The organism is Pseudomonas asuensis (assembly GCF_014646755.1).
GTDB classification, from domain to species: Bacteria; Pseudomonadota; Gammaproteobacteria; order Pseudomonadales; family Pseudomonadaceae; genus Chryseomonas; species Chryseomonas asuensis.
Genome location: NZ_BMNW01000002.1, coordinates 343,208 through 363,967 on the forward strand (window position 1 = coordinate 343,208; position 20,760 = coordinate 363,967).

A 20,760-nucleotide genomic window follows, 5' to 3' on the forward strand; every position below is an offset into this window, starting at 1 on the left:
TTACTGGCTCCTGAAGGGTGCCATCCAGGCCAAGCTGGATGGCAACGCTAAAAGTCAGTGTGCCACCTCATCAAGCTCATTGCTTTTGACGAGTGTCAGCCGGCCCTCAAACAGACGGTATACCTGATCAGCTACGTCGATAAGCGCAGGTCGGTGTGATACAGCAATAACCGTAATGCCCGGTGTCAAGGCTTTGAGGGTCTGGCTGATAGCGGCTTCCGATTCAGGGTCGAGCGCACTGGTAGCTTCATCCAGAATCAATAGCCGAGGGTTATGCGCCAGTGCACGGGCAATAACGATACGCTGACGCTGCCCGCCAGACAGGCGACCGCCCCGCTCCCCTACAATCGCGTCCATGCCGCCAGACAGCTTCTCCACGAACTCCCAAGCACCTGCCTGCTTGAGCGCACGCTCGGCATCGTCAGCCGTAAGCGCAGGATCACCCAGGGTAACATTGGCCAGGACGGTATCGTGCAGCAGCAAGGTCTCCTGCGGGACATATCCAATCAGGCGGCGCCATTGGCGCTTGTCGAGCTCTTCGATTGGATCATTATCAATCAGGACACGCCCGGACTGAGCGGCCAATAGAGCACATATCAGATCCAGGATGGTGGTCTTTCCCGACCCGGAAGGTCCAATGAGACTGGTAAACGTTCCAACCGGAATATTCAGGTCTACTTCGCTCAGAATAGGTTTGCTTCCGTAGTGAAAGGATGCGCGCTCAAAGGTAATAGCGCTCTTCAAAGAGGGCGTGCGGGTTCCGCCATTTGGCTCGGCATCGGCCAGCGCAGCGTTAATCGAGTCTTGCAAGGCCCAATAGGCGCTCTCTTGTGCAGCCATTCGATGGTAACGCTGCTGCGCCTTGTGAAGCAGACCCAGCACGCGTACTACCAGAAATATAAGAACCATGACGGAAGACAAGGGCAGCTTCCATACTACTAGCGCAGCATACAGTCCGGCCGCTGCCAGAATAGCGAGCATAGGCTCCTGCATGGCGCGCAGTGCCTCACGGCTCATGACCTCGCGCTCCATCGCCTTGTTGAGCTCGGCAGCCTGATGCCGCAGCAGTGAATCGGCAATGTCGTAGCGGGCCATGGCCTTGAGCGGCTTGACCGATGCCAATGTGTCGGTCAGATGAGCAAGCAGCTCGCGCATGAGACTCGTCTGGCTCTTGCCAGCGCGACGGGACGTTTTTACCAGCCGCTGGAGAGCCATTAAAAGAACGCCCCCTAGTAGAAGCGAAACCAGCGTTGCCTTCCACGAGACGATAAAAGCGATAAAGGCATATACCGCTGCCTGAATTACCAGGGCCAACATATTGGCTGCATGCTCATACCCCGTCGAAGCACGATAGGCCTCGGTCGCTACGGCATTGGCCAACGCGCCAGCAGGCTGACGCAGGTAGTACTCCCAGCGACTGCCTAACAAGGCACGAATCAGGTCAATTCGAAGATCGGTGGCAACATGAGCTACAGCATAACCAACCTGGCGATTACCTAGCAGCACCAACATGCTGCTTAGTGTCAGCCCAAAGACGATAACCACCAGCATGGTGACAAGCGTAGGTTCGAGACCCACCAGACCGAGCACATGGATGATTTTATTGGAGAGGTCAGAATGAGCCTGGTCACCTAGTGCAATAGAAAGCAGCGGCAGCAAGGTCGTCAATCCGACCCCTTCCGCAATACCTGCCAACAGCAGGCTTATCAGCATCAGAAACGTACGCACCGGGTAGGCACGACCGTAGGCAAAAAGAATCCGCATGGTATATCCGTTAGCGATGGGCCCGGTTAACTAGACAGGGAGCGCGCAGCTCAACTTGCCGCCAGACTACATGAAAAGGGTAATCCAGCTCCGTATCCCTGTGAGCCTATAGCTTGGTTCATAAACGCTCGATCTGCCTTACGCCGACTTGGGAACTGCGTAAGGCAGATGCGTTAGCCAACGTGTGCCACAGTCGAGAATTGGTGACGTAGCGTTGCAAAGGCGGCAATGATCTGGTCAATCTGTTCTGGCGTATGGGCAGCACTGACGCTGCAGCGAACCAGGGCATCCCCGTTGGGGCTAGCCGGAGGCAGTACCAGGTTCACATACACGCCCTGCTCAATCAGCGCTTCCCAGAAGGCAACACCCTCCTTGGGCGAGCCCAGCATGACCGGAATGACAGGGCTTGGCTTCGAACTTACCCGATACCCTAGCGCCGACAGCCCCTTGTGCAGTTGCCGGGCATTGCTCCAGAGCTGTGCTCTGAGTTCCGGACGAGCACGCAGGCTCTGCAAAGCCGTACGCACAGAGGCAATCACTGAAGGCGAAGGCGATGCAGTAAAGATATAGGGACGACTCGCATAACGAAGCAGATCAAACTCGGCATGCTGGCTCGCCGCAAAGCCACCAATAGCCCCCAGGCTCTTACTGAACGTACCCAGGATGACATCTACGTCTTTCTCAACGCCTAACGCTTCGGCCAGACCTCGACCGTTGGCACCCAACACGCCAACAGAGTGCGCTTCATCAACGAGCAGATAACCACCCAGACGACGCTTGACTTCGACGATCTCCTCCAATGGCGCCTGATCGCCCATCATGCTGTAAATGCCTTCAACAATAATGATCGCGTCCCGAGCTTTTTCGCCCAGGCGAAGCATGCGCTTTTCCAGGTCGGCCGCATCATTATGGCGAAAGCGAATGACCTGCGCGCCACCCATGCGACATGCATCGTAGATGCTGGCATGGCAATCGGCATCCAACAGGACGGTATCATCGGGCCCTGCCAGGGTTCCGATAATGCCCAGGTTGGCCAGATACCCTGTCGAGAAGACGATGACCGAACGGCGCTGAAAGAAATCCCCCAGCTCCTCTTCAAGTGCGATGTGGCTACCGTAGCTGCCATTGGCCATGCGAGACCCTGTTGTACCGGTGCCTTCATGCTCCAATGCCTGCTGGGCGGCCTTGATGCAATCGGGGTCAAAGGTCAAACCCAGGTAATTATTGGTCCCTGCGAGCACTACACGCCACTGCCCGATCCGTCCTTCTGTTGGCGTGTAAATCTCATCGATGCGTGTACCAAAAGGGCTGGGCTCTGCCTGGATCAGCGCCGTGCGCTCTTGCGCCAGCTTGTTAAACTTATCGAACAAGGCCATCTGCAGGCTCCAGCAGGGCGATGACAGTATGTGCCAGTTGCGCAGGGGTACGGACGTCTGTCAGGACATTCAGAGGGATAGAAATATCGAACTCGTCTTCCATCTCCATCAGGAGATCCATGACTTTGATAGAGTCCAGGCCAAGCTCCTGAATGAGATCAATGTCAGGATGGATAGGCGTGCCAGGAGGTGCAAGGCGATTCAGGTATGCAAAAATATTTTCTAGTATTTTTTCTTGGGATGTCATGACTATGTCCCTAAACGGAATGAATGCCCTAGGCCTTTCAGAAATAACGCTCTTCCAGAGCCCTCTCCAGCAGGATATTGGGGTGCCATCCCAGTGCCTGCTCAACGGCCGTATTACTGCATGACCAGTTTGGGTGTCTCAATTCCCCTACCTTAGCGGGTGTCAACATGGGGGCACGCCGTGTGAGGCAGGAAAAAGACAGATTGACCTGCGCAATGCCCTGAAGCAACGCGGCCGGCACAGTAACTTGACGCACCGACCCGTGGCGAATCTTTTTAGCAATCTCAGCGATACCTTGCCAATCGTAATTGCCAGGACAGCCATCACAGAGTTCATAAGTAGCCGAGTGTACCTGTGGAGCACTGACCCAAGCCACTACAGCGCGAACCAGATCTTCTACATGGATGAATGACAACCGCGCGGTCTGCTCACCCAGGGTCAATAACCAGCCGCGCAACAACCATTCGAAGAGCGGGCGCATTTCTTTGTCGCCCGGCCCATACACAGCGGTAGGTCTGAAAACCGTAACCGAAAGGTCACCTGCCCGTTTTTGTACCGCCTGCTCTGCCTCTCGCTTGGAGGCTGCATACCAAGACAACTCCGGATGTCGGGCCGCCAGCGAAGACATCAGGAGAAACCGATGGCTGGCCCCCACCCTTCGCACAGCCTCCATCAGACGGACACTGCCATCGACATTGATACGATTGAATTGGTCGAGAGAACTGCCTCGGACAGCGCCCGCCAGGTGGATAACAGCATCCGCCTCTTCTACCAGACGCTCAAGCGAACCGGCATTCTCAAGCGACCCCTTGATCCACTCGATACCCTCGTGCACACCCTCTTCACGTCGGCTCAAGGCACGCACGGTGAGGCCCGATTCAACCAGGCGCTTGCGCAAAGTAGTTCCGATGAAGCCTGTCGCCCCGGTGAGGGCGACAACCTGAACGGCCAAAGGCTTATCCAGCAGCAAGGGAGAGACTGCAATCAGCCTCGATCTGCTGAATAAAGCGCTTCCGTGCCTCTGCACGTGAGGGCTTACCGGATGAGGTACGGGGTAATGAATGTGGCGGTACCAACTCCACCCGACAGGTAAGGCCAAACTCGCTGTTAATGAGCTTGGTCAGTGACTGGGCAAAATGTTCGCGCTGCTCTGGATCCATGATACGGCATTGAACCTGGACAACCACTTGAGGCTCGTCTTCACCCGGAATAAGAAAGGCAATGACGTCCCCCGGACGGATATCAGGCTGACACTCAGCCAGATACTCGATGTCCTGAGGCCAGATATTACGCCCCCGTACGATAATCAGATCTTTACGGCGGCCGGTAATATAGAGCTCGCCTTTGGAGAGGTAGCCTAAATCACCCGTATCCAGCCAATCACCTTTAGGGCTCATGACCGCCTGGGTGGACTCTTCGTCGCGAAAATAACCCGACATCAGGCTTGGCCCTTTCAGGGTGATACGACCGATTGCACGCTCAGGCAGAGCTTGTCCGCTATCGTCACGGATCTCAAGCGTATGCCCAGGCAGAGCAGCACCACAATTTACAAAGGTACTGGCATTGCCATCCGGCCCATCAAAAGGAATAGCCTGCGAGTGATGCTCAAGCTCCCGGCGATTGATACGGTCCGTCTGGATACCTGTATCACGACAAGCAAAGCTGACGCCCAGGGTGCTTTCTGCCAATCCATAACATGGCAGGAATGCTTTGCAATCAAAGCCCGTCCGCTCAAACTGCGCGGCGAATCGACTCAATACCTCAGCACGAATCGGCTCGGCACCAATGCCTGCGACACGCCAGCTGGACAGGTCAAAACGCTCCATGTCGCTCTCGCGGACACGGCGCGTACAAATGTCGTAGCCAAAGGGAGGCGCAAAGGAAATCGTGCCTCTGTTCTGGCTGATCAAGCTCAGCCACTGCCGTGGACGCATGGCAAAATCCTGGGTCCGCATATAGTCAACGGACAGCTGGGACGCCATTGGGCCAAGGACAAAACCGACCAGCCCCATGTCATGATAGAACGGAAGCCATGACACGCAGCGATCACCAGGCTGAACACCTAGTCCATCTCGCGTGATGCCTTGCAGATTTGCCATGACGGCACGTTGCGTCACAACAACGCCGCGGGGAAACCGCGTACTGCCTGAGGTGTACTGTAGGTACGCGACCTCGTCGCTACGGGACGGCGCCAGCTCAACACTTGGCATCGGGCGCAGGGATAGCTCCTTGGCCGTACCAATGAAGCGCATCGGCTGCTCGACTGCCTCCTCCGCAAACTTCACCAACTCTGCCGGGGCGAATACAGCTGACGCCTCGCAACTCTTGAGCAGGCCCTTGAGCTTTTTGACGTAGATATCGTGGCTGCCTAGCCCAGAGGGAATCGGCAGCGGAACGGGTACGAAGCCGCCATACTGACAACCGTAGAATATCTCCATGAAGGACAGATCGGTATCGGCGATCAAAGCAATCCTGTCGCCCCGCTGAAGTCCTAAGCCATGAAGTCTTTTAGCCACTTTGAGGGCTTCTCTTCTCAGGACGCCATACTGTACGACCGCCGTCAGGCGGCAGCGGCCGTCGTAGAAATTCAGCCCCGTTTCGCCCTCAGCGGCATAATCAAGCGCTTCCGACAAGGTTGAGAAATCAGCCAGGCGTTGAGGTAAAACGTGTTGAGTTAGTGTTGCAGACATGTACAGTTCAGCCATCCCTTTGGTCCTGCTCTCAGCACATCGCATGCAGCGGGCCGATCAGCAAGGCCAGCAGCGCATCAGTTCATCACGTAAATTAACGCTGTCGACCTCTTGAAGCTCAATCGATGAACTCAACTGAGGGGGTCCCGGCCAGGCACTATCACTGAATTCCTGGTCAGCCCAAGTACGGGGACTGTTGTAACGAGGTATTACATGAAAATGGACGTGTGGATCGACCATCATCAGCATTAAATAGTTCAGTTTGCTGTAGTTGAAAACACCTTTTAAAGTGCTTTCGATATCAGTGGTAACCGTTTTGAGTTCCGTAAAGGCTGCAGGACTCAACTCGGCAAATGCAGTGGCCTCTTCCTTGGCAATCAATACCAGGGAGCCCAACGTTACCTGCTGTGGCCGTAACTGCACCGACCAGTACTGGTAATCACGAATCACAGAACCAGGAGCGCCAAACTTCTTCATGGTGGCGTTCAACGCATCAGTCGACTCCATCCGGCACCCATTCTTATCGTATGATTTGATCCGGCTACGGAAGTTAAATGTTTATGCTCCACTTTGAAAGCCCAGTTGAACCGCTACAGCTTGTTATTTTTTGAAACATTCGCAAACCATAAGCGCATAATCGAGCCTTGGGAAGAAGTAATGAGTGTATGTAAGAAAGCATGTTTCAAACGTAACCCGAAGCATTGTTCAGCTAACTAAGCCAAAGGCCTTCATGTGGATCAACTCACCTCCGGGACTAGACAATCAGTTGAAGTCAGGCCAGTTATCAGCAAGACCGACAGGGCAACCTTTATCAGTCTTCCAGGGCGGCTCTACAGAAACGATCCGAGCTGGATTGAGCCCCTGCATTTTGAGCGTCACGAACACCTCTCCCGCAAGAATCCAGTATTTGAACATCTAACGTGGCGGGCCTGGATTGCCTGGTCAGGTCATGAACCTGTGGGGCGCATCACTGCACAGGTAGATTCCCTCCACCGTGAGCGACACGGTTCGGACACTGGCCACTTCGGCATGCTTGAGGCCATTGATGATCCCACTGTTTTTGAAGCGCTGATCAGTACTGCCGAAGCTTGGCTGCTCGAACAAGGCGCTCGCCGTATAACAGGCCCCTTCAGCCTGACCATCAATGAAGAAAGCGGCCTTCTTGTCGACGGTTTCGACACCCCGCCCATGTTTATGATGAGCCATGGTCACCCTTACTACAGCAGTCAACTGGAAAGAAACGGCTACCAACCTGCTGCAGACCTCCTGGCGTATTGGATGCGTACAGACGAGCTCAACTTTACTCCGACCATGCGCCGCATGATGGATCGGTATCGTAAGCGCATCTGTATCCGCACGCTGGATCGCAGCCGTTTCGCCGAAGAAATACAAACGCTGCGGGATATCTTCAACGATGCCTGGGCCAATAATTGGGGCTTCGTTCCCTTTACGGAAGCCGAATTCCGGGAGATGGGCAATAATCTTAAACTTCTTGTCCCTGACGACCTGCTATACATTGCCGAAGTGGATGGCAAACCCAGCGCCTTTATCATTGCCTTGCCCAATCTGAATGAAGTGATCAGACCGCTCAACGGCAAGCTCATGCCTTTTGGTTGGCTGCGCCTGCTGTGGCGCCTCAAGATCCGCAAGCCAACCACGGCTCGTGTCCCCCTGATGGGCGTACGCCAGGAGCATCAATTCAGCCGCCTTGGACCTACCCTTGCCCTGCTCTTGATCGAAGCGCTCAAGCCCCCCTTTGTCAGGCATGGCCTTGAAGCACTGGAGATGTCCTGGATTCTGGAAAGCAACACCGGCATGCGCACTATTCTTGAGCAGATTGGCACCCATCAGTACAAACGATACCGCGTCTATGAAAAGCAGCTTTGAATCCAAACCCTTTTCGGCTCTGGTTCTGGCCGCTGACCGACATGACGGGGATGCCGTGGCAACGGCTGCCGGTGTGGATTGCAAGGCGTTGGCAACCGTAGGTGGCATTCCGATGGTTCGCCGCGTAACCAGCACCTTGCGCTCAAGCCATCTGGTGGAGCGCATTACGCTCATAGGCCCTACCCGTGCCTTGTTGCGCCAGGAGCCTCAGGTCGAAACATGGCTGAAAGCCGGTGAGATCCATTGGTTGAGCCATGCAAACTCCCCCAGCGCCAGCGCCGCACTCGGTCTTGAGGCAGAAGACCCAACGCAACCCGTGTTACTGACGACTGCCGACCATGCGCTGTTGACGCCGGACATGGTGGACTATTTTCTGACCGAGGCCCGCCGCAGCGGATGTGACTTTGTAGTCGGTGTCGCCCGCCTCGAAACGGTAAAGGCGCGTTTTCCGGGTAACCGCCGCACTGCGATCAAGCTCCAGGATGGCCCTTTTTGCGGTTGCAATCTTTTTGCCTTCATGACTGAACGCGGCCATCAGCTTGCGCCTTTCTGGCGCCGTATCGAACAGGAACGCAAGCGTCCCTGGCGAGTCATCACAGGCGCACTAGGCTGGACGGCAGTCCTTCGTTATCTGGCGGGAACGCTAACCCTTGAACAGGCACTGAGCCGGTTGTCACACAAGCTGGATATGCGTATCGGCGCCGTTGTATTGCCCTTTGCCGAAGCCGCGGTAGATGTGGATACACCGGCGGATCGTCAGCTGGTAGAGACGATCCTGGCGGAAAGAAACAGAGCTGAAGCGGCTCATTATTGAGCCGCTTCAGTCGCCATGTGCCATGCAAGAACCTTGTGCTTGGCTGCTTCCAGGTCTTGCGGAAAATCAAGCTCGCCCCAGCTCAACCCCTCGATGGACTGCACGAAAACCTTGCCGGTCTGCTGAGCAATTTCATCAATGATGCTGAGATACCAGCGCTGTAGCGCCTCGGGTTTGCGCATGTTGTCTTCGAGCGCCTTACGGAACAAGACAGCACCTTCAGACTGGAAGTACATCATGCCGATCGACTCACCATTCACTGTAGGCAGTGGCAAGGTTTTGCCAACACGCATCAGCTGTTCACCTTCAAGACAGACCTTCATATCATCACTGTCGTAAGAAGGTTTTCGGTCGATGGCTAACGTAATGGGCCGTGGCGATGCGCTCAGGAGACGCTTGAGTACCGGCAGATCAAACAGCGTATCGCCATTGAGTAACAGAAAATCATCCTGCATGGCCTCTCGTGCCATCCAACAACTGGCCAGGTTATCCGCCACTTCATAGAAAGGGTTGAATAACGTGTTGATGACACCCGCGCCATAACGGTCAACCAGCACACGCTCAACCTGCCTTGCTTCATAGCCTACGACAACCGTTATGCTTTCTATTCCGGCGGCCATCAAACCATCGATCTGCCATTCGATGACCGTACGCCCTTCAAGCTCAATGAGGCACTTGGGCTTGCTTTCGGTATAAGGAAGAAGCCGACGTCCTTGCCCCGCACTTAGAATAATCGCCCGATGGGGCTTATTCTGTTCAAGATGATTCAATGCCGTCTCCTAACAGGAAGGAATTTAACCACCTTGAAGCAGCCATACCCCGGCCAAACATTTAAGGATGGTTATTCAGCCAGTTACGTATGAATAAGGGGTATAGTAACCGGCGGGTGTTTTGGAACCACAGAAGGCTCCAGAGTTCATGCGTCTAATTGAGCGTTATGTTATCTCCGAGGTGTGTCGTCCTTTACTTGCCATGGTGGGAATTCTCACCTTCATTTTTGCCAGCTACTCCTCGGAACGCTATCTGGCTGAAGCTGCGAATGGCACGTTGGCACTGAGTGTCGTTCTGGATATCGTCTATTACAAGGTGCTTATTGCGCTCGAAGTGCTTGTCCCTGTAGCGCTTTATGTCGCGGTCGTCCTGAGCCTGGGACGTTTGTACCACGATACGGAAATGTCGGCTATTGCTGCATCAGGGGTTAGCCCCCTACTTCTTTATAAGGCCGTTTTGCTGATTGCCCTTCCCGTTGCGGTTGCTGTGGCGTTCCTATCCCTTTATGGACGCCCTTGGGCATACGACAGTGCCTATCGACTAGAGCAGCAGTCCAGAACGGATCTGGACGTCAATCATCTCCAGGCCGAACGTTTCAACGTCAATGAAGACAATGGTCGAATGATCCTGGCAAAACAGATTGATCCTGGGTCGGGTGCTCTGAACGATGTGCTGATTTACGATACGAGTGCAGAAAGAACCCACCTTTTTCGAGCACACCGTGCATTGATAACTGACCCAAACCCGGAAGACCCTATCCTTTCACTGGAACAGGGAACGGCCTATTCGCTAGAGCGTCAGGGCAGCAGGGACCAAACCATGTCTTTCAAAGAGATGACCTTGCATCTGGCACCGCTCGCGCAAACAGCAGCGTATCGCCGCAAAGCAGCTCCCAGTCATGTACTCGCAGCGTCGCCAGCATTATCCGATCAAGCCGAACTGCAGTGGCGCCAATCCCGAGGCATCAGTGCCCTGCTGCTGGCGCTTCTGGCCATACCGCTTAGTTATACCGCGCCCCGAAAAGGTCGTTTCGCCAGAGTGCTACCGGTCACGGCGGTATTCGCCCTGGTGTTTTATGCCAGCGATATCTGTAAAAGCATGGTTAGCAATGGATCGTTGCCGCTTTTTCCCGGCCTGTGGCTAGTCCCCCTTCTCATGGGACTGGTGCTGCTTGTAACGATCAAGCGGGATGTTGTGGGGAAGCGGCCTCGCACTTCATGAAGATCATCGACAAATACCTGCTACAAAATCTTTTCATAGGTTTTCTAGCTGCCGCCGCGCTGCTGCTACCGCTATTCAGCACTTTGGATCTTGTCAGTGAGCTCGATGACATTGGCGGCGACTATCGATTGATCCAGGCGATTGAGGTGGTTGCCATGACGCTACCTCGGCGCATGGTGGAACTCGGGCCGTTCATTGCACTGCTAGGCGGCATTGCTGCACTGGGGCAGCTGGCACTGACTCAAGAGCTCAATACCCTGCGCGCCGCCGGCATATCGGCAGCACGTATCGGATTGAGTACCGTATTAGCTGGTGCGCTGTTTGCCGTAGCGCTGGCCGCCGTCGATGAGTTCGCCGCCTCGCCACTACAACAGAAGGCTATCCAGTTGCGCACACATGCCCTTGCCTCAACTGAGGGAAATGGCAAAGATGGCAGCATTTGGGGGCGCAAAGACCAGCAGTTCGTCCGCGTGGGCGGGTTACGCCTGGGTCGAATTCCAACTCATATTGAAATATTCAGCTTTGACGGCAATCAGGCTCTCAAGGAGTATTTGTTCGCCGACTATGCCGATATCGAATCCGAGGGGCTATGGCAACTGCATGACGTAACGGTGAAGCGGTGGGTCGAAGGTAACGAGACGGTCGAGCACCTGGACCAAATGACCTGGCAATCGGTACTACCTGAAACGCGGCTGCAGGACGTTGCGCTCCCTGCCAACAGCCTTTCCTCCCGACAGCTTTATCACTACATCGAGTTTTTGAAAGGCACCACGCAACCGGCGGCGCAATATGAGGTGGCCCTGTGGGAAAAGCTTGGAACGCTTTTATTGACCTTGGCCATGATACTGCTGGCAGTACCGTTTTCATTTAGCCAGGTGCGCTCTACGGGCCTGGGTAGCAAGCTGGCACTGGGAGCTATAACAGGTTTGCTGGTTTACCTGGCCAATCAGATTATTGTAAATCTCGGCATATTGTTCGGACTTGTCCCTATGCTGGTCGGAACCGTTCCTGCACTGGTAATGCTGGTATTCTCGATCAGTTTGATTCTTCAGCTCGACAGAAAGCGATAAGACGGCAACACAGCTATGAGCAGGCTGCGGCTTTCATCAGACAGGGTTCACAAGACCTAATAATTTCAATAACACATCCATTGCGTGGACTAAGGCAGAACTTATGACAATACAGGTCCATCTTGTAGGCCGTTGTGAGGTGATCTTATGGGGCCTTACCTCACGAGAGCGGCTCCGAAGAATCCTCAAGAAGTTTCCCCAGGCACACCTGGCCAATGCCGGTGAGGCGCTTCCTGCCGATGGAGACATTCTGCTGTTACGCGAAGATTATCTTTACGATGACCGGGTTTTGAGAGGATTACTGGATACGCAGGATATCGCCCTGCAGGACCCTCGCGACGGAGCAATCGTCGCGGCTCGTACCTCATCCTCGCGTTTGTCCGGCGTAGCCGATTTGAGCGCCCCTGCCATCAACCAGCTTCGTACCGCGCAACCGGATACCGTAGCCTCTGGCCTTCAGACACAGCTGCGCAAGTTCGATCAGCCTTGGGTAGCAAGAATCACCCAAAGCAACCGCCAGCATTTGGAAAAGTCCCTGTTCAATGGCGCCTACAAAGGCGTAACGGACTTTATTACCCGCGGTGTATGGCCTGTACCGGCGCGCTGGGTAACCCACCTGTGTGTTCGCCTCGGCCTAAGCCCGAACCATGTCACAACTGCCAGCTATGTCCTGGCGATCCTGGCCGGCTGGTGGTTCTGGAATGGAGAGTTTGGTCTGGGGCTGATCGCAGGCTGGATCATGACCTTTCTGGATACTGTGGATGGCAAGCTTGCCCGCGTAACAGTGACCTCCACGCGTTTCGGCAATATTTTTGACCATGCCCTCGACCTTGTGCATCCCCCACTCTGGTACATTGCCTGGGGCATGGGGCTGGCTGCCACGTGGAGCTATAGCCTGCCCCTGTCCATGGTGTTCTGGGCCATTTTCATCGGTTATGTAGCCGGACGCCTGTGTGAGGGCTCGTTCAAATTTGCGGCACCTTTTTCCATGTTTCTCTGGAAGCCTTTCGACTCACTGAACCGATTAGTCACAGCACGTCGCAATCCAAATCTGCTGCTTCTGACGCTGGCATGGACTGCCAGTGCCAACGATGTTGGCTTGCTGCTCGTAGCAGCCTGGACAATTATCTCCACGCTTGTCCTGGCATGGCGCGTCGTATGGGCTATCACGCTGCGGTGGCGCGGTACGGACCTGCAGCCATGGCTAAGCCAGATCGACCTCAAGGCTGAAGGTCATCGCCCTGTGGTTCGGCTGTTTGCGCCCCGCTCCGGGCTGGCCGATGCCTGAGAACGGATTACCCGCGCCCGCTCGGATTGGGGTTCTCATGAATCCGTTAAGCGGGCGTGTCCGTCGGCGTCTGCAGCCCCTGCGCGCCTTGATTGCCACCCTGCCAGGTGCCATGTTGCACGAGGCCTCAGCGCCTGCGGATATTGTTCATGTCCTGCTTCAATGGCAGGAAAGTCCACCAGAGCTTGTGGTTGTAATCGGAGGGGACGGCACCTTACAGGCCGTACTGACTGCACTGCTACAAGCGCAGCCGGTTATTACATTGCCAGCATTGGTTATCGTTGCTGGCGGCACGACAAACATGAGCGCTGCCGACTTAGGCACCCGTGCAAAGCCTGAAGTTGTCCTGAAGGCTTTGAACGCCTGGCTAAACGGTAACGGGGCACCGCCTCGCCAACAGGAGCGAGCCGTTCTAAAGGTCGATGGTGACAGGGTTAACGGGTCACAGTACGGTATGTTTTTTGGTACTGGGGCTATTCTAAGCGGCGTTCGGTATTTCCATCAGCACGTCCGCCCTACGGGTGTGCGCGGTGCATTAGGGCCTGCACTGGCTTTCGTACGCATGCTGTTCTCGCTACTGCGCAACAAGCCCCATCCACTTTTACCCGCTACTCCGGCGTCGCTTAGAACTGACACCGATAGCTGGAGCAGTAGCTGGCTGCTGGTATTGGCGTCGACGCTGGATAACCTGCTGATCGGCTGCCGCCCGTACTGGGGCACCGAATCGGCGCCTATGCACTTCACAGCTGTTGAGCATCAGCCGCGACGACTGATGCGCGTCTTACCTTTTTTGCTCTGTGGCCGAGGGAGATCTGTTGCGCATGAGCGTGACGGCTATATCAGCCGTAATCTCAACAGGCTTAGCCTTGAGGGCAGCTCACATTTTCTTCTGGACGGCGAGCAATTCGAGGCCGACAGCCCGATTCGTCTGTCGACGACTGCTCCCCTGCGTTTTTTGACGTACTGAGGCCGGCCATGCCACACCTAGCCCCGCTCCCTTGCCCATCACCCGCACTGCTTAATGTGATTGCCTGGCAAAGCCGGCAACCGGTGCACGATGAACTTAACTGCTTATGTGAGGCAGTCCAGGCACGGTTCGGCGAGGCTGTGGTTGGTGTACTGTTCTATGGCTCCTGTTTGCGTAGCGGCAATCCGGCAGACGGGATCGTCGACCTGTACGCCATCGTAGACAGTTACACACGAGCGCACTCTAATACTCTGCTCCGTATGGCTAACACGTGGCTGCCTCCCAATGTCTTTATGTTGCAGGCTCAAGCACCTGATGGAAAGGTGCTGCGCACCAAATGTGCAGTGCTCTCGCTGGAAGACCTGGAGCTTGGCACTTCCCGCTGGTTTCAGAGCTATCTGTGGGGACGCTTTGCACAACCGTCTCGCCTGGTGTACTGCCTAGAGGACACGACACGGCAACGTATTTATCAGGCCTTAGGTTACGCCGTCTTAAGGCTGATCGAGCAAACGCTGCCATCAATGCCAGAGCGCTTTAACAGCGAGCAGCTATGGCAAGCAGGACTTGCCTTGAGTTACGGTACCGAGCTGCGTCCAGAAGCCGCAAGTAGGCCTGCCGAGCTGGTTCAATACGATAAAACCTACTACCGTCAAGTAACGGCAGCCGTTGCTCCCGTGTTTTCTGGAATAAGCAGTATAGGGGGTGAGGAAGATCTCTTTACACACCCTCACTCCAGCGAGGCCTTGCAACAGAGCAAGCTGATATGGAGCAGCAGGCGGCGGCAAGGCCGAGTATTGAATATTCTTCGACTCATGAAATCTGTTTTCACTTTCGAGAATGGGGTGGATTACATCGCCTGGAAGCTGGAGCGGCATCTGGGCCGGCCGATCGAGGTAACGCCTCGCCTGCGCCGTTATCCCCTGATTTTTGGCTGGCCCTTGCTTTGGCAGTTATTGAGGGAACGCCGTTTACGCTAAAACGAACACAAGCGAAGGGTCTTCTTCGCTTGCACCCGGAATCATGCGGCACTGCCTACGAGGTGAAGAGTGGAAAAGATCCAGGACAACGCCACGCTGTCTACTCAGAAACGCAAACGCAAGAAGCACCGCCCCAGTGTGGCGATCGGTCTCTGGATCATCAAGCGACTGGAGAAGGCAATCAAGCATTACTCCAAAGTAGAGACCACGCCCTTTATCGATCCTGGCCAATTTGTCTGGGTGCCCGAGCTGGAAACCCATTGGAAGACGATTCGTGCCGAACTTAATGAAGTTCTGCAAAACAAGCATAAGATCCCTAACTTTCAAGACATCTCCAAAGACCAAAAAAATATTACCCAGGATGATCGCTGGAAAACGTTTTTCCTGTATGGGTATGGCTACAAGATGGATGGCAACTGCCTGCGCTGCCCTGAGACGACCCGCATCATCGAGTCGATTCCAGGCATGTTTACTGCCTTCTTTTCCATCCTTGAACCAGGTAAGCACATACCGCTGCACCGTGGCCCCTACAATGGGCTGCTACGGGCGCACCTAGGGCTGGTAGTACCGGAACCCAAAGAGATGTGTCGTATTGAGGTAGGCGGAGAAACTCAGCATTGGGAAACCGGTAAATGCATGATTTTCGATGATACCTATAGGCATCAGGTCTGGAACGAGACCGATGGGGTTCGCGTGGTATTATTCCTGGACATCCAACGGCCACTCGCCTGGCCGGGATCGCTGCTCAACCGGATGATTCTCCGACTGATTCGCTGGTCACCCTTTATTCAGGACGCCAGGCGCAACCATCGCGCCTGGGAACGTGGTCTGGAGCCGTAATAATCGAAGTAACGGCTCGGCGCTTCCTGATGTCGAGCCGCTATTGAAATGCGATTATTCATCCAGCAGCTTCTGAGCATCATCCCACGCAGCAAGGTTGCGACGCGCTTCTTGAACGAATGGGCTCCGTTTTACTGCCCCTAGAAACAGGTCGCCCAAAAGTCGTCCTGGCAGGCGCAACGGTCGCTTGAACTGAATCAGCAGTACGACCCGCGTCTGATCGGTCTCATTCCAGACCTCGTGGGGATAGGTGTCATCGAATACGATGCACTTACCATCATCCCAGTAGACCATTTCATCCCCTACCTGAATGCGGCAGTTTTCACGCGGAGCAGGTGTCAGCAGGCCCAGGTGACACGTCATGATTCGCTTGGTCACTCCGGTATGCCGTGGAATATGGGCACCGGGCGTCAGGATAGAAAAGAAAGCACTGTTCAGACCAGGCACTACGGACAAAGCCTCGGTGGTCTTTGGGCAACGCTGGCAGTTTTCCTCGATTTTGTACCCATACCCCCACAAGAAATAGGAGCGCCAGCTATTACCCTCGGCGATCCTGCGGTGATCGGGCGAAATATCGCGAAGCGCAGGAATCGAATCCATACCCCTCAAAAGTTGCTGTACTTCCTGCCGTATACCCTCCCAGCGCTGCTCCAGCGAAGCCGTCCAGGGAAACAGCTGCTTATCAAATACAGGCGGATCGCCGACCAAGGATTTTTTGGCCAAATAACCGTTGAGCACGGGCCTTAGCTTTTTACCGGTCCGGTAGAGGGCGCTGCGTTTGACTTTTGTTTTAGCGGCAACAGGAGGTGCGGCATTGGTCATTGTAAGTGTGTCCTAACGGTATTCGATGCGGCCGCCCAACTGCCCGCGTTCATGCCTAGATAAGAGTCGCTGACAAGGCTCGCTCACCTGTAATTACAGCGCGTACAGCCTCGATAGCGCGCTGGCGCGATGTAGCCATCAACTCGGGAGACAGTCCTGGCAATTGATCAAGACCTTGCGGCAAAGGCAAAAGTCCCAGCGCCACATGAACCTCCTCGATTCTCCGCTCCCGCTTGATAAGCCCCTCCTCTACAAGACTGTCGTAGATTCGTCCGGTCTTGTTTTGTTGCCGAGGCGTACCACGGCTTCCTGCCACACGATCAACTATACCTAGCTTGCGCTCCAGTGCATGGTGCACACGTGCCTTCAGATGGCGCCGTACAGGCAGTGGGAAAACCGCAACCGGTTTGCCGGTCAGCGAGGCTTCGGTGAGCATGGAGACGCTTTCACCGGTCACGATGAACGCATCGGCCAGTACCAGTAACGCTCGATAAGGATTGTCGCTGCCCTTGTCGAAGCGGTAGCACCAGTGCGGTATATCGACGACCTCCAGAAGCGATTGCGTGACAGGCTCGGCCGTACGGGGGCTGGTAGAAATCAGGAGCGACCCACCTTTGGCTTTGACGGCTGCACTGGCCCTGATCCCAAGCTCGCGCCCTGCTGCCTCGTCGAGTTCGTAGGGAATGCTGCTCCCGCCCACTAGCATGGCGACCCAGGGGCGCGGCAGATGTGCAAAGCGCTCGCTCCAGACAGACAACTCCTGGTCTGTCGGGGTTTGGCCCTGGATAAAAGGCACCGGCAGATCTACTACATTGTCACGCAGTGGCAAGCTGTACTGCGGCGTCGTCAGTACCAGATCAAAACTCGACAACGGCGCACGTGGACGGCCTACGACCACCAAACGGCTCTTACCCTCGGAACGTCGCTGAATCCAATGAGCCACGGGTGCCGTTCGCCGGCCAGAACTGAGTACCAGATCCGGCCAAGGTGCGGTGAGACCGGGCGCTGATTGGGCCATCTTGCCCTGAAATAATACGCCGGACGTATATTTGGCCGGTTTTAAGCGCGTTTCCTTACACTCATACGGCCAGCCAAGCGACTCGGCAATGGCCAGCAGTTGCGCATTATCACCAGCATGCTGGCCCAACAGTACCCAGACCCTGGGCAATGCTTCACCTTGCCTGGAACGTAACGGGAAGTCCGCCAGATAACGATATACCGTGCCGTCATGCCCTTCGCAATCAAACTGCCAACACCGATCCGGATAGCGCTGAGATACACGACGCAGCAATGCCCGCCATCCCTTGATTGAACTGATAAGCGATTCATCCGCTCCCAGTCCTGCCTTGATGTAAACAAAGCTGCGGCTGAGTCTGAACACGCGGTCCACAAGCCAGGGGATATCTTCAGGAGGCAGATGTTCGAGGCCACTGACGGCAAGCATGTCATGACTGGGCAAATCAGGCTGGCGTAACTGCTCGAGGCGGTAATGGGTGGTGGCTAGCGGAACCGCGTCAGTGTCGGCCCAATGCCCTACAAACGCCACGTGCTCGCTGTTTAACGCGTTTGCAAAGGATGCTACCTCCGACGGCAGAGACACAGGCGAAAACGCCTGAGCCTGGCACGCTGCATTAAAGTTCGGGCTTGGGCTCGCCATGGTGTAGGGCTCATAGCCTTCAGCATTGGCTGCCTGCTCCAGGCTTAGGAAATACTCGGCATACGGGTTGATCTGGTAGGAATACTGCTCAGGTGTGGGTCGCCAGGGCTGCAAGTGCAGCGTGGTGTAATGAAGCAGCCTGGAATGACCATGCTCGTATTCAAGATCGCGCGCATGCCAGACGGAATCAAGCGGCCCCCAGAGGCCTGGCTTTTCAGCTGCCTGGGTATGCAAGGCTTTCTTGCTTTCCCGACGCGCCTTTTCGAAGTTCCAGACGTCGATCATGCGCTCGCAATCGATCAAGGTGACTGCCGTGTCATTGGGCGTAAGGGCGAGGTAACCATGTTCACCCATAGGCTGATCGAACAACTCGGCCGGGTCAGCGGTATAGATCTGATCCACATCATTATAGATAGCGCGCCCGTGGCGCCCGGCCAGGTCTGGAATGGCAAAGCGATAATTTGTAAATCCGGTACGCCAACGGCTTTCGTCGAAGCCCGGTAAACGGATCATTCGATAGACTTCATAACGCCGATCGGGGTTACGGACCTTTTCCAGCGAATACACAAATATCCGCTCCGCACGGTATTGCGCAGGCTCGGTTCCCAGAAAGATACGTACAGCCGGTTTATCAGCAGCGCCTGCCCTTGCCTCCAGCACAATCGGCTGTATATGTGGCACCGCCATGGGCACATAGGCTGCCTGACTGCCAGAGACCTTGGCCAAAGCAGTGGATGGAGACACTCGATTTTTTTCCGAACGAGGCAATTTCCACTTACGTATCGCGCGCGGCGCTTTCCAAGCGAAGAAAGTCATGCGTCCTCTCATGCTTCGGTCTTAGGCAGAACGGCTGTACAACCTGCCTTGGTTGTTGAAGGAAGAACTATCGTTCCCCTGTTCGGCTTGAACAGGCATGGATCAGGTTCTCGTGCATATCAAAGGGCGTGTGACTGGCCCTTTGTTATCACCGCTTTTCCTATACTGCCACCCGTGAAGCCAACCCGCGTTCTATCAGCGATTCGTGTTGCAGACAACCGTTTTTGGCGAACCTGTTACCGAGTGCTGGCATGTATTTTGGACACTCGATCAAATTTTCATGGCAACTGTATAAAAAGGCTACTCTACCCAATGCTCAGAAAATCCCTCATTAGCGCTCTCGGAGTGGCAGGTCTACTTGGCGGACTAGCCGCTGCGCCACTGGTATCCGCAGCGGAAAAACCCATTACGCCCAAAGTCATGCTGATCACCATGTTCGGTCCAGAAGCCAAGACCTGGATCGAGCAGCTCAAGCTTGATAAGAAGGTGTCAGTCGAAGGACTGTCGGCCGAGTACCCGGATGTGCTTTGTAATGAAGCTCAGGTATGCCTGATGACTACTGCAATGGGACATACCAATGCAGCGGCCTCAACTATGGCGTTGGCCTTCTCGCCTAAATTTGACTTGCGTAGAACCTATTTCCTGGTCGCAGGTATTGCAGGCATCAACCCGCACGAGGGCACCCTCGGTACGACAGCCTGGGCGCACTATCTGGTGAACTTTGGTATTCAATGGGAGCTGGATGCCCGGGAGGCACCCGCGGAGTGGAAAGGCGGCTACCTAGGCATCAACACACGTAATCCCAGCCAGAAACCGCCACTGGACTACAAGACCGAGGTGTTCGAGGTTAATCAGCAGCTGATGGAAAAAGCTTATGCCCTTTCCAAGGACGCCAAGCTTATCGAGAGTTCCGAATCTACAGCCTGGCGCAAAAACTACAGCTACGCGCCTGCGAATCAGCCGCCTGTAGTGACACGGTGCGACACGGTTGCAAGCGATACGTGGTTCTCCGGCACGCTGCTCTCCCAGCGCGCCGAAGAATGGACACGTACGCTGACAGACGGCAAAGGCCGCTATTGCACTACGCAGCAGGAAGACAACGCCACCTATGAGGCGTTGCTACGGGCCAGCCGTACAGGCCGAGTTGATATCCAGCGCCTGGCTGTAGTTCGCGGCGGCTCCGACTTTGACCGCCCTTATGAAGGGTATACAGATGTCGAAAACCTTATCGATTATGCCAAGCAAGGCGGCTTCGAACCCGCGTTGGAAAACCTGTTCCGCACAGGCAATCCCTTGGTGCAAGATATTGTGAAAAACTGGAGCACCTGGGAAAAAGGAGTTCCCTCCTCCTGATTGATGAAAACAGGCCGGGCATAGTGCCCGGTCCTGCTCTTACGCCCTCCCTTCAACCGCACCGTTAGCGTGCAGCGTCGCCCGGAAACGGACCATTACCGTAACCATTCTAAGAATTGGTTCGCCTACCTACCGAACCAATGACAAGTGATACCTTGCCTATCGACTTACTATTTCTATGACCATTTCCCGCCCCGCCT

General features: G+C 55.1%; 18 protein-coding genes. 9 read left to right on the forward strand and 9 right to left on the reverse strand.

The features are described 5' to 3' along the window. Window positions 1-54 precede the first annotated feature (54 nt). The 6 genes from IEX86_RS05380 to IEX86_RS05405 all read right to left on the reverse strand — a co-directional run bounded on the left by IEX86_RS05380 (window position 55) and on the right by IEX86_RS05405 (window position 6,584). Entirely contained in the window at window positions 55-1,764 is a 1,710-nt protein-coding gene (locus IEX86_RS05380) for an ABC transporter ATP-binding protein (RefSeq protein ID WP_188865090.1), read from the reverse strand. Window positions 1,765-1,937: 173 nt separating this feature from the next. Beyond that, window positions 1,938-3,140, reverse strand: a complete 1,203-nt coding sequence (gene spt, locus IEX86_RS05385; RefSeq protein ID WP_188865091.1) for a serine palmitoyltransferase — start codon at window positions 3,138-3,140, stop codon at window positions 1,938-1,940. Beyond that, entirely contained in the window at window positions 3,124-3,387 is a 264-nt protein-coding gene (locus tag IEX86_RS05390; protein WP_188865092.1) for an acyl carrier protein, read from the reverse strand. The genes spt and IEX86_RS05390 overlap by 17 nt, the downstream gene beginning before the upstream one ends. A 37-nt stretch (window positions 3,388-3,424) precedes the next feature. After that, window positions 3,425-4,339 carry an NAD-dependent epimerase/dehydratase family protein gene (locus tag IEX86_RS05395; RefSeq protein ID WP_188865093.1) on the reverse strand — a complete coding sequence of 305 codons (915 nt, stop codon included), beginning with the start codon at window positions 4,337-4,339 and terminating at the stop codon, window positions 3,425-3,427. Between the two features lie 4 nt (window positions 4,340-4,343). Continuing rightward, complete coding sequence (locus IEX86_RS05400) at window positions 4,344-6,092, reverse strand: fatty acyl-AMP ligase (RefSeq protein ID WP_229685263.1); 1,749 nt, start codon at window positions 6,090-6,092, stop codon at window positions 4,344-4,346. Window positions 6,093-6,134: 42 nt separating this feature from the next. Further along, window positions 6,135-6,584 (reverse strand): HIT family protein, encoded by a 450-nt coding sequence (locus IEX86_RS05405; protein WP_188865094.1) that lies wholly within the window; start codon window positions 6,582-6,584, stop codon window positions 6,135-6,137. A gap of 225 nt (window positions 6,585-6,809) precedes the next feature. Here IEX86_RS05405 and IEX86_RS05410 point away from each other — a divergent pair, with 225 nt between their 5' ends. Then, entirely contained in the window at window positions 6,810-7,964 is a 1,155-nt protein-coding gene (locus IEX86_RS05410) for an N-acetyltransferase (protein ID WP_229685264.1), read from the forward strand. Next, complete coding sequence (locus tag IEX86_RS05415; protein WP_188865095.1) at window positions 7,948-8,778, forward strand: nucleotidyltransferase family protein; 831 nt, start codon at window positions 7,948-7,950, stop codon at window positions 8,776-8,778. The genes IEX86_RS05410 and IEX86_RS05415 overlap by 17 nt, the downstream gene beginning before the upstream one ends. Here the strand turns inward: IEX86_RS05415 and IEX86_RS05420 are convergent. Continuing rightward, window positions 8,772-9,548, reverse strand: coding sequence for a phosphocholine cytidylyltransferase family protein (locus IEX86_RS05420; protein WP_229685265.1), 777 nt, complete (start codon window positions 9,546-9,548; stop codon window positions 8,772-8,774). The two genes, IEX86_RS05415 and IEX86_RS05420, sit on opposite strands and share 7 nt — an antisense overlap. 148 nt (window positions 9,549-9,696) lie before the next feature. On the opposite strand from IEX86_RS05420, the gene lptF reads away from it, so the two are divergent. From lptF to IEX86_RS05450, 6 genes are all read left to right on the forward strand, one after another. Further along, window positions 9,697-10,770 carry an LPS export ABC transporter permease LptF gene (gene lptF / locus IEX86_RS05425; RefSeq protein WP_188865096.1) on the forward strand — a complete coding sequence of 358 codons (1,074 nt, stop codon included), beginning with the start codon at window positions 9,697-9,699 and terminating at the stop codon, window positions 10,768-10,770. Further along, window positions 10,767-11,840: an LPS export ABC transporter permease LptG gene (lptG, locus tag IEX86_RS05430; RefSeq protein WP_188865097.1), complete on the forward strand. Its 1,074-nt coding sequence runs from the start codon at window positions 10,767-10,769 to the stop codon at window positions 11,838-11,840. Before lptF ends, lptG begins: the two co-directional genes overlap by 4 nt. Before the next feature lie 103 nt (window positions 11,841-11,943). After that, on the forward strand, window positions 11,944-13,128 hold the full coding sequence (locus tag IEX86_RS05435; RefSeq protein ID WP_188865098.1) for a CDP-alcohol phosphatidyltransferase family protein: 1,185 nt from the start codon (window positions 11,944-11,946) through the stop codon (window positions 13,126-13,128). 37 nt (window positions 13,129-13,165) lie between these two features. Beyond that, window positions 13,166-14,095: a diacylglycerol/lipid kinase family protein gene (locus IEX86_RS05440; protein WP_229685266.1), complete on the forward strand. Its 930-nt coding sequence runs from the start codon at window positions 13,166-13,168 to the stop codon at window positions 14,093-14,095. 8 nt (window positions 14,096-14,103) lie between these two features. After that, window positions 14,104-15,072 (forward strand): hypothetical protein, encoded by a 969-nt coding sequence (locus IEX86_RS05445; RefSeq protein ID WP_188865100.1) that lies wholly within the window; start codon window positions 14,104-14,106, stop codon window positions 15,070-15,072. 69 nt (window positions 15,073-15,141) lie between these two features. Continuing rightward, a complete protein-coding gene (locus IEX86_RS05450) occupies window positions 15,142-15,912 on the forward strand; it encodes an aspartyl/asparaginyl beta-hydroxylase domain-containing protein (RefSeq protein ID WP_188865101.1) in 771 nt (256 codons plus the stop codon). Between the two features lie 54 nt (window positions 15,913-15,966). Here IEX86_RS05450 and IEX86_RS05455 read toward each other — a convergent pair whose 3' ends face one another. Together IEX86_RS05455 and IEX86_RS05460 are read right to left on the reverse strand one after the other, a co-directional pair. After that, on the reverse strand, window positions 15,967-16,734 hold the full coding sequence (locus IEX86_RS05455; protein ID WP_188865102.1) for an aspartyl/asparaginyl beta-hydroxylase domain-containing protein: 768 nt from the start codon (window positions 16,732-16,734) through the stop codon (window positions 15,967-15,969). 55 nt (window positions 16,735-16,789) lie between these two features. Then, a complete protein-coding gene (locus IEX86_RS05460; RefSeq protein ID WP_188865103.1) occupies window positions 16,790-19,207 on the reverse strand; it encodes an ELM1/GtrOC1 family putative glycosyltransferase in 2,418 nt (805 codons plus the stop codon). Window positions 19,208-19,519: 312 nt separating this feature from the next. On the opposite strand from IEX86_RS05460, the gene IEX86_RS05465 reads away from it, so the two are divergent. Then, a complete protein-coding gene (locus IEX86_RS05465; RefSeq protein ID WP_188865104.1) occupies window positions 19,520-20,560 on the forward strand; it encodes a purine-nucleoside phosphorylase in 1,041 nt (346 codons plus the stop codon). Window positions 20,561-20,760 lie beyond the last annotated feature (200 nt).

Bases quoted from the DNA above. Each gene is read 5' to 3' on its own strand.
- IEX86_RS05405 (WP_188865094.1), bottom strand. From the start codon at position 6,584: ATGGAGTCGACTGATGCGTTGAACGCCACCATGAAGAAGTTTGGCGCT.
- IEX86_RS05380 (WP_188865090.1), bottom strand. From the start codon at position 1,764: ATGCGGATTCTTTTTGCCTACGGTCGTGCCTACCCGGTGCGTACGTTT.
- IEX86_RS05435 (WP_188865098.1), top strand. From the start codon at position 11,944: ATGACAATACAGGTCCATCTTGTAGGCCGTTGTGAGGTGATCTTATGG.
- IEX86_RS05415 (WP_188865095.1), top strand. From the start codon at position 7,948: ATGAAAAGCAGCTTTGAATCCAAACCCTTTTCGGCTCTGGTTCTGGCC.
- lptF (WP_188865096.1), top strand. From the start codon at position 9,697: ATGCGTCTAATTGAGCGTTATGTTATCTCCGAGGTGTGTCGTCCTTTA.
- IEX86_RS05400 (WP_229685263.1), bottom strand. From the start codon at position 6,092: ATGGCTGAACTGTACATGTCTGCAACACTAACTCAACACGTTTTACCT.
- IEX86_RS05455 (WP_188865102.1), bottom strand. From the start codon at position 16,734: ATGACCAATGCCGCACCTCCTGTTGCCGCTAAAACAAAAGTCAAACGC.
- IEX86_RS05460 (WP_188865103.1), bottom strand. From the start codon at position 19,207: ATGACTTTCTTCGCTTGGAAAGCGCCGCGCGCGATACGTAAGTGGAAA.
- IEX86_RS05445 (WP_188865100.1), top strand. From the start codon at position 14,104: ATGCCACACCTAGCCCCGCTCCCTTGCCCATCACCCGCACTGCTTAAT.
- IEX86_RS05390 (WP_188865092.1), bottom strand. From the start codon at position 3,387: ATGACATCCCAAGAAAAAATACTAGAAAATATTTTTGCATACCTGAAT.
- spt (WP_188865091.1), bottom strand. From the start codon at position 3,140: ATGGCCTTGTTCGATAAGTTTAACAAGCTGGCGCAAGAGCGCACGGCG.
- IEX86_RS05465 (WP_188865104.1), top strand. From the start codon at position 19,520: ATGCTCAGAAAATCCCTCATTAGCGCTCTCGGAGTGGCAGGTCTACTT.
- IEX86_RS05440 (WP_229685266.1), top strand. From the start codon at position 13,166: ATGAATCCGTTAAGCGGGCGTGTCCGTCGGCGTCTGCAGCCCCTGCGC.
- lptG (WP_188865097.1), top strand. From the start codon at position 10,767: ATGAAGATCATCGACAAATACCTGCTACAAAATCTTTTCATAGGTTTT.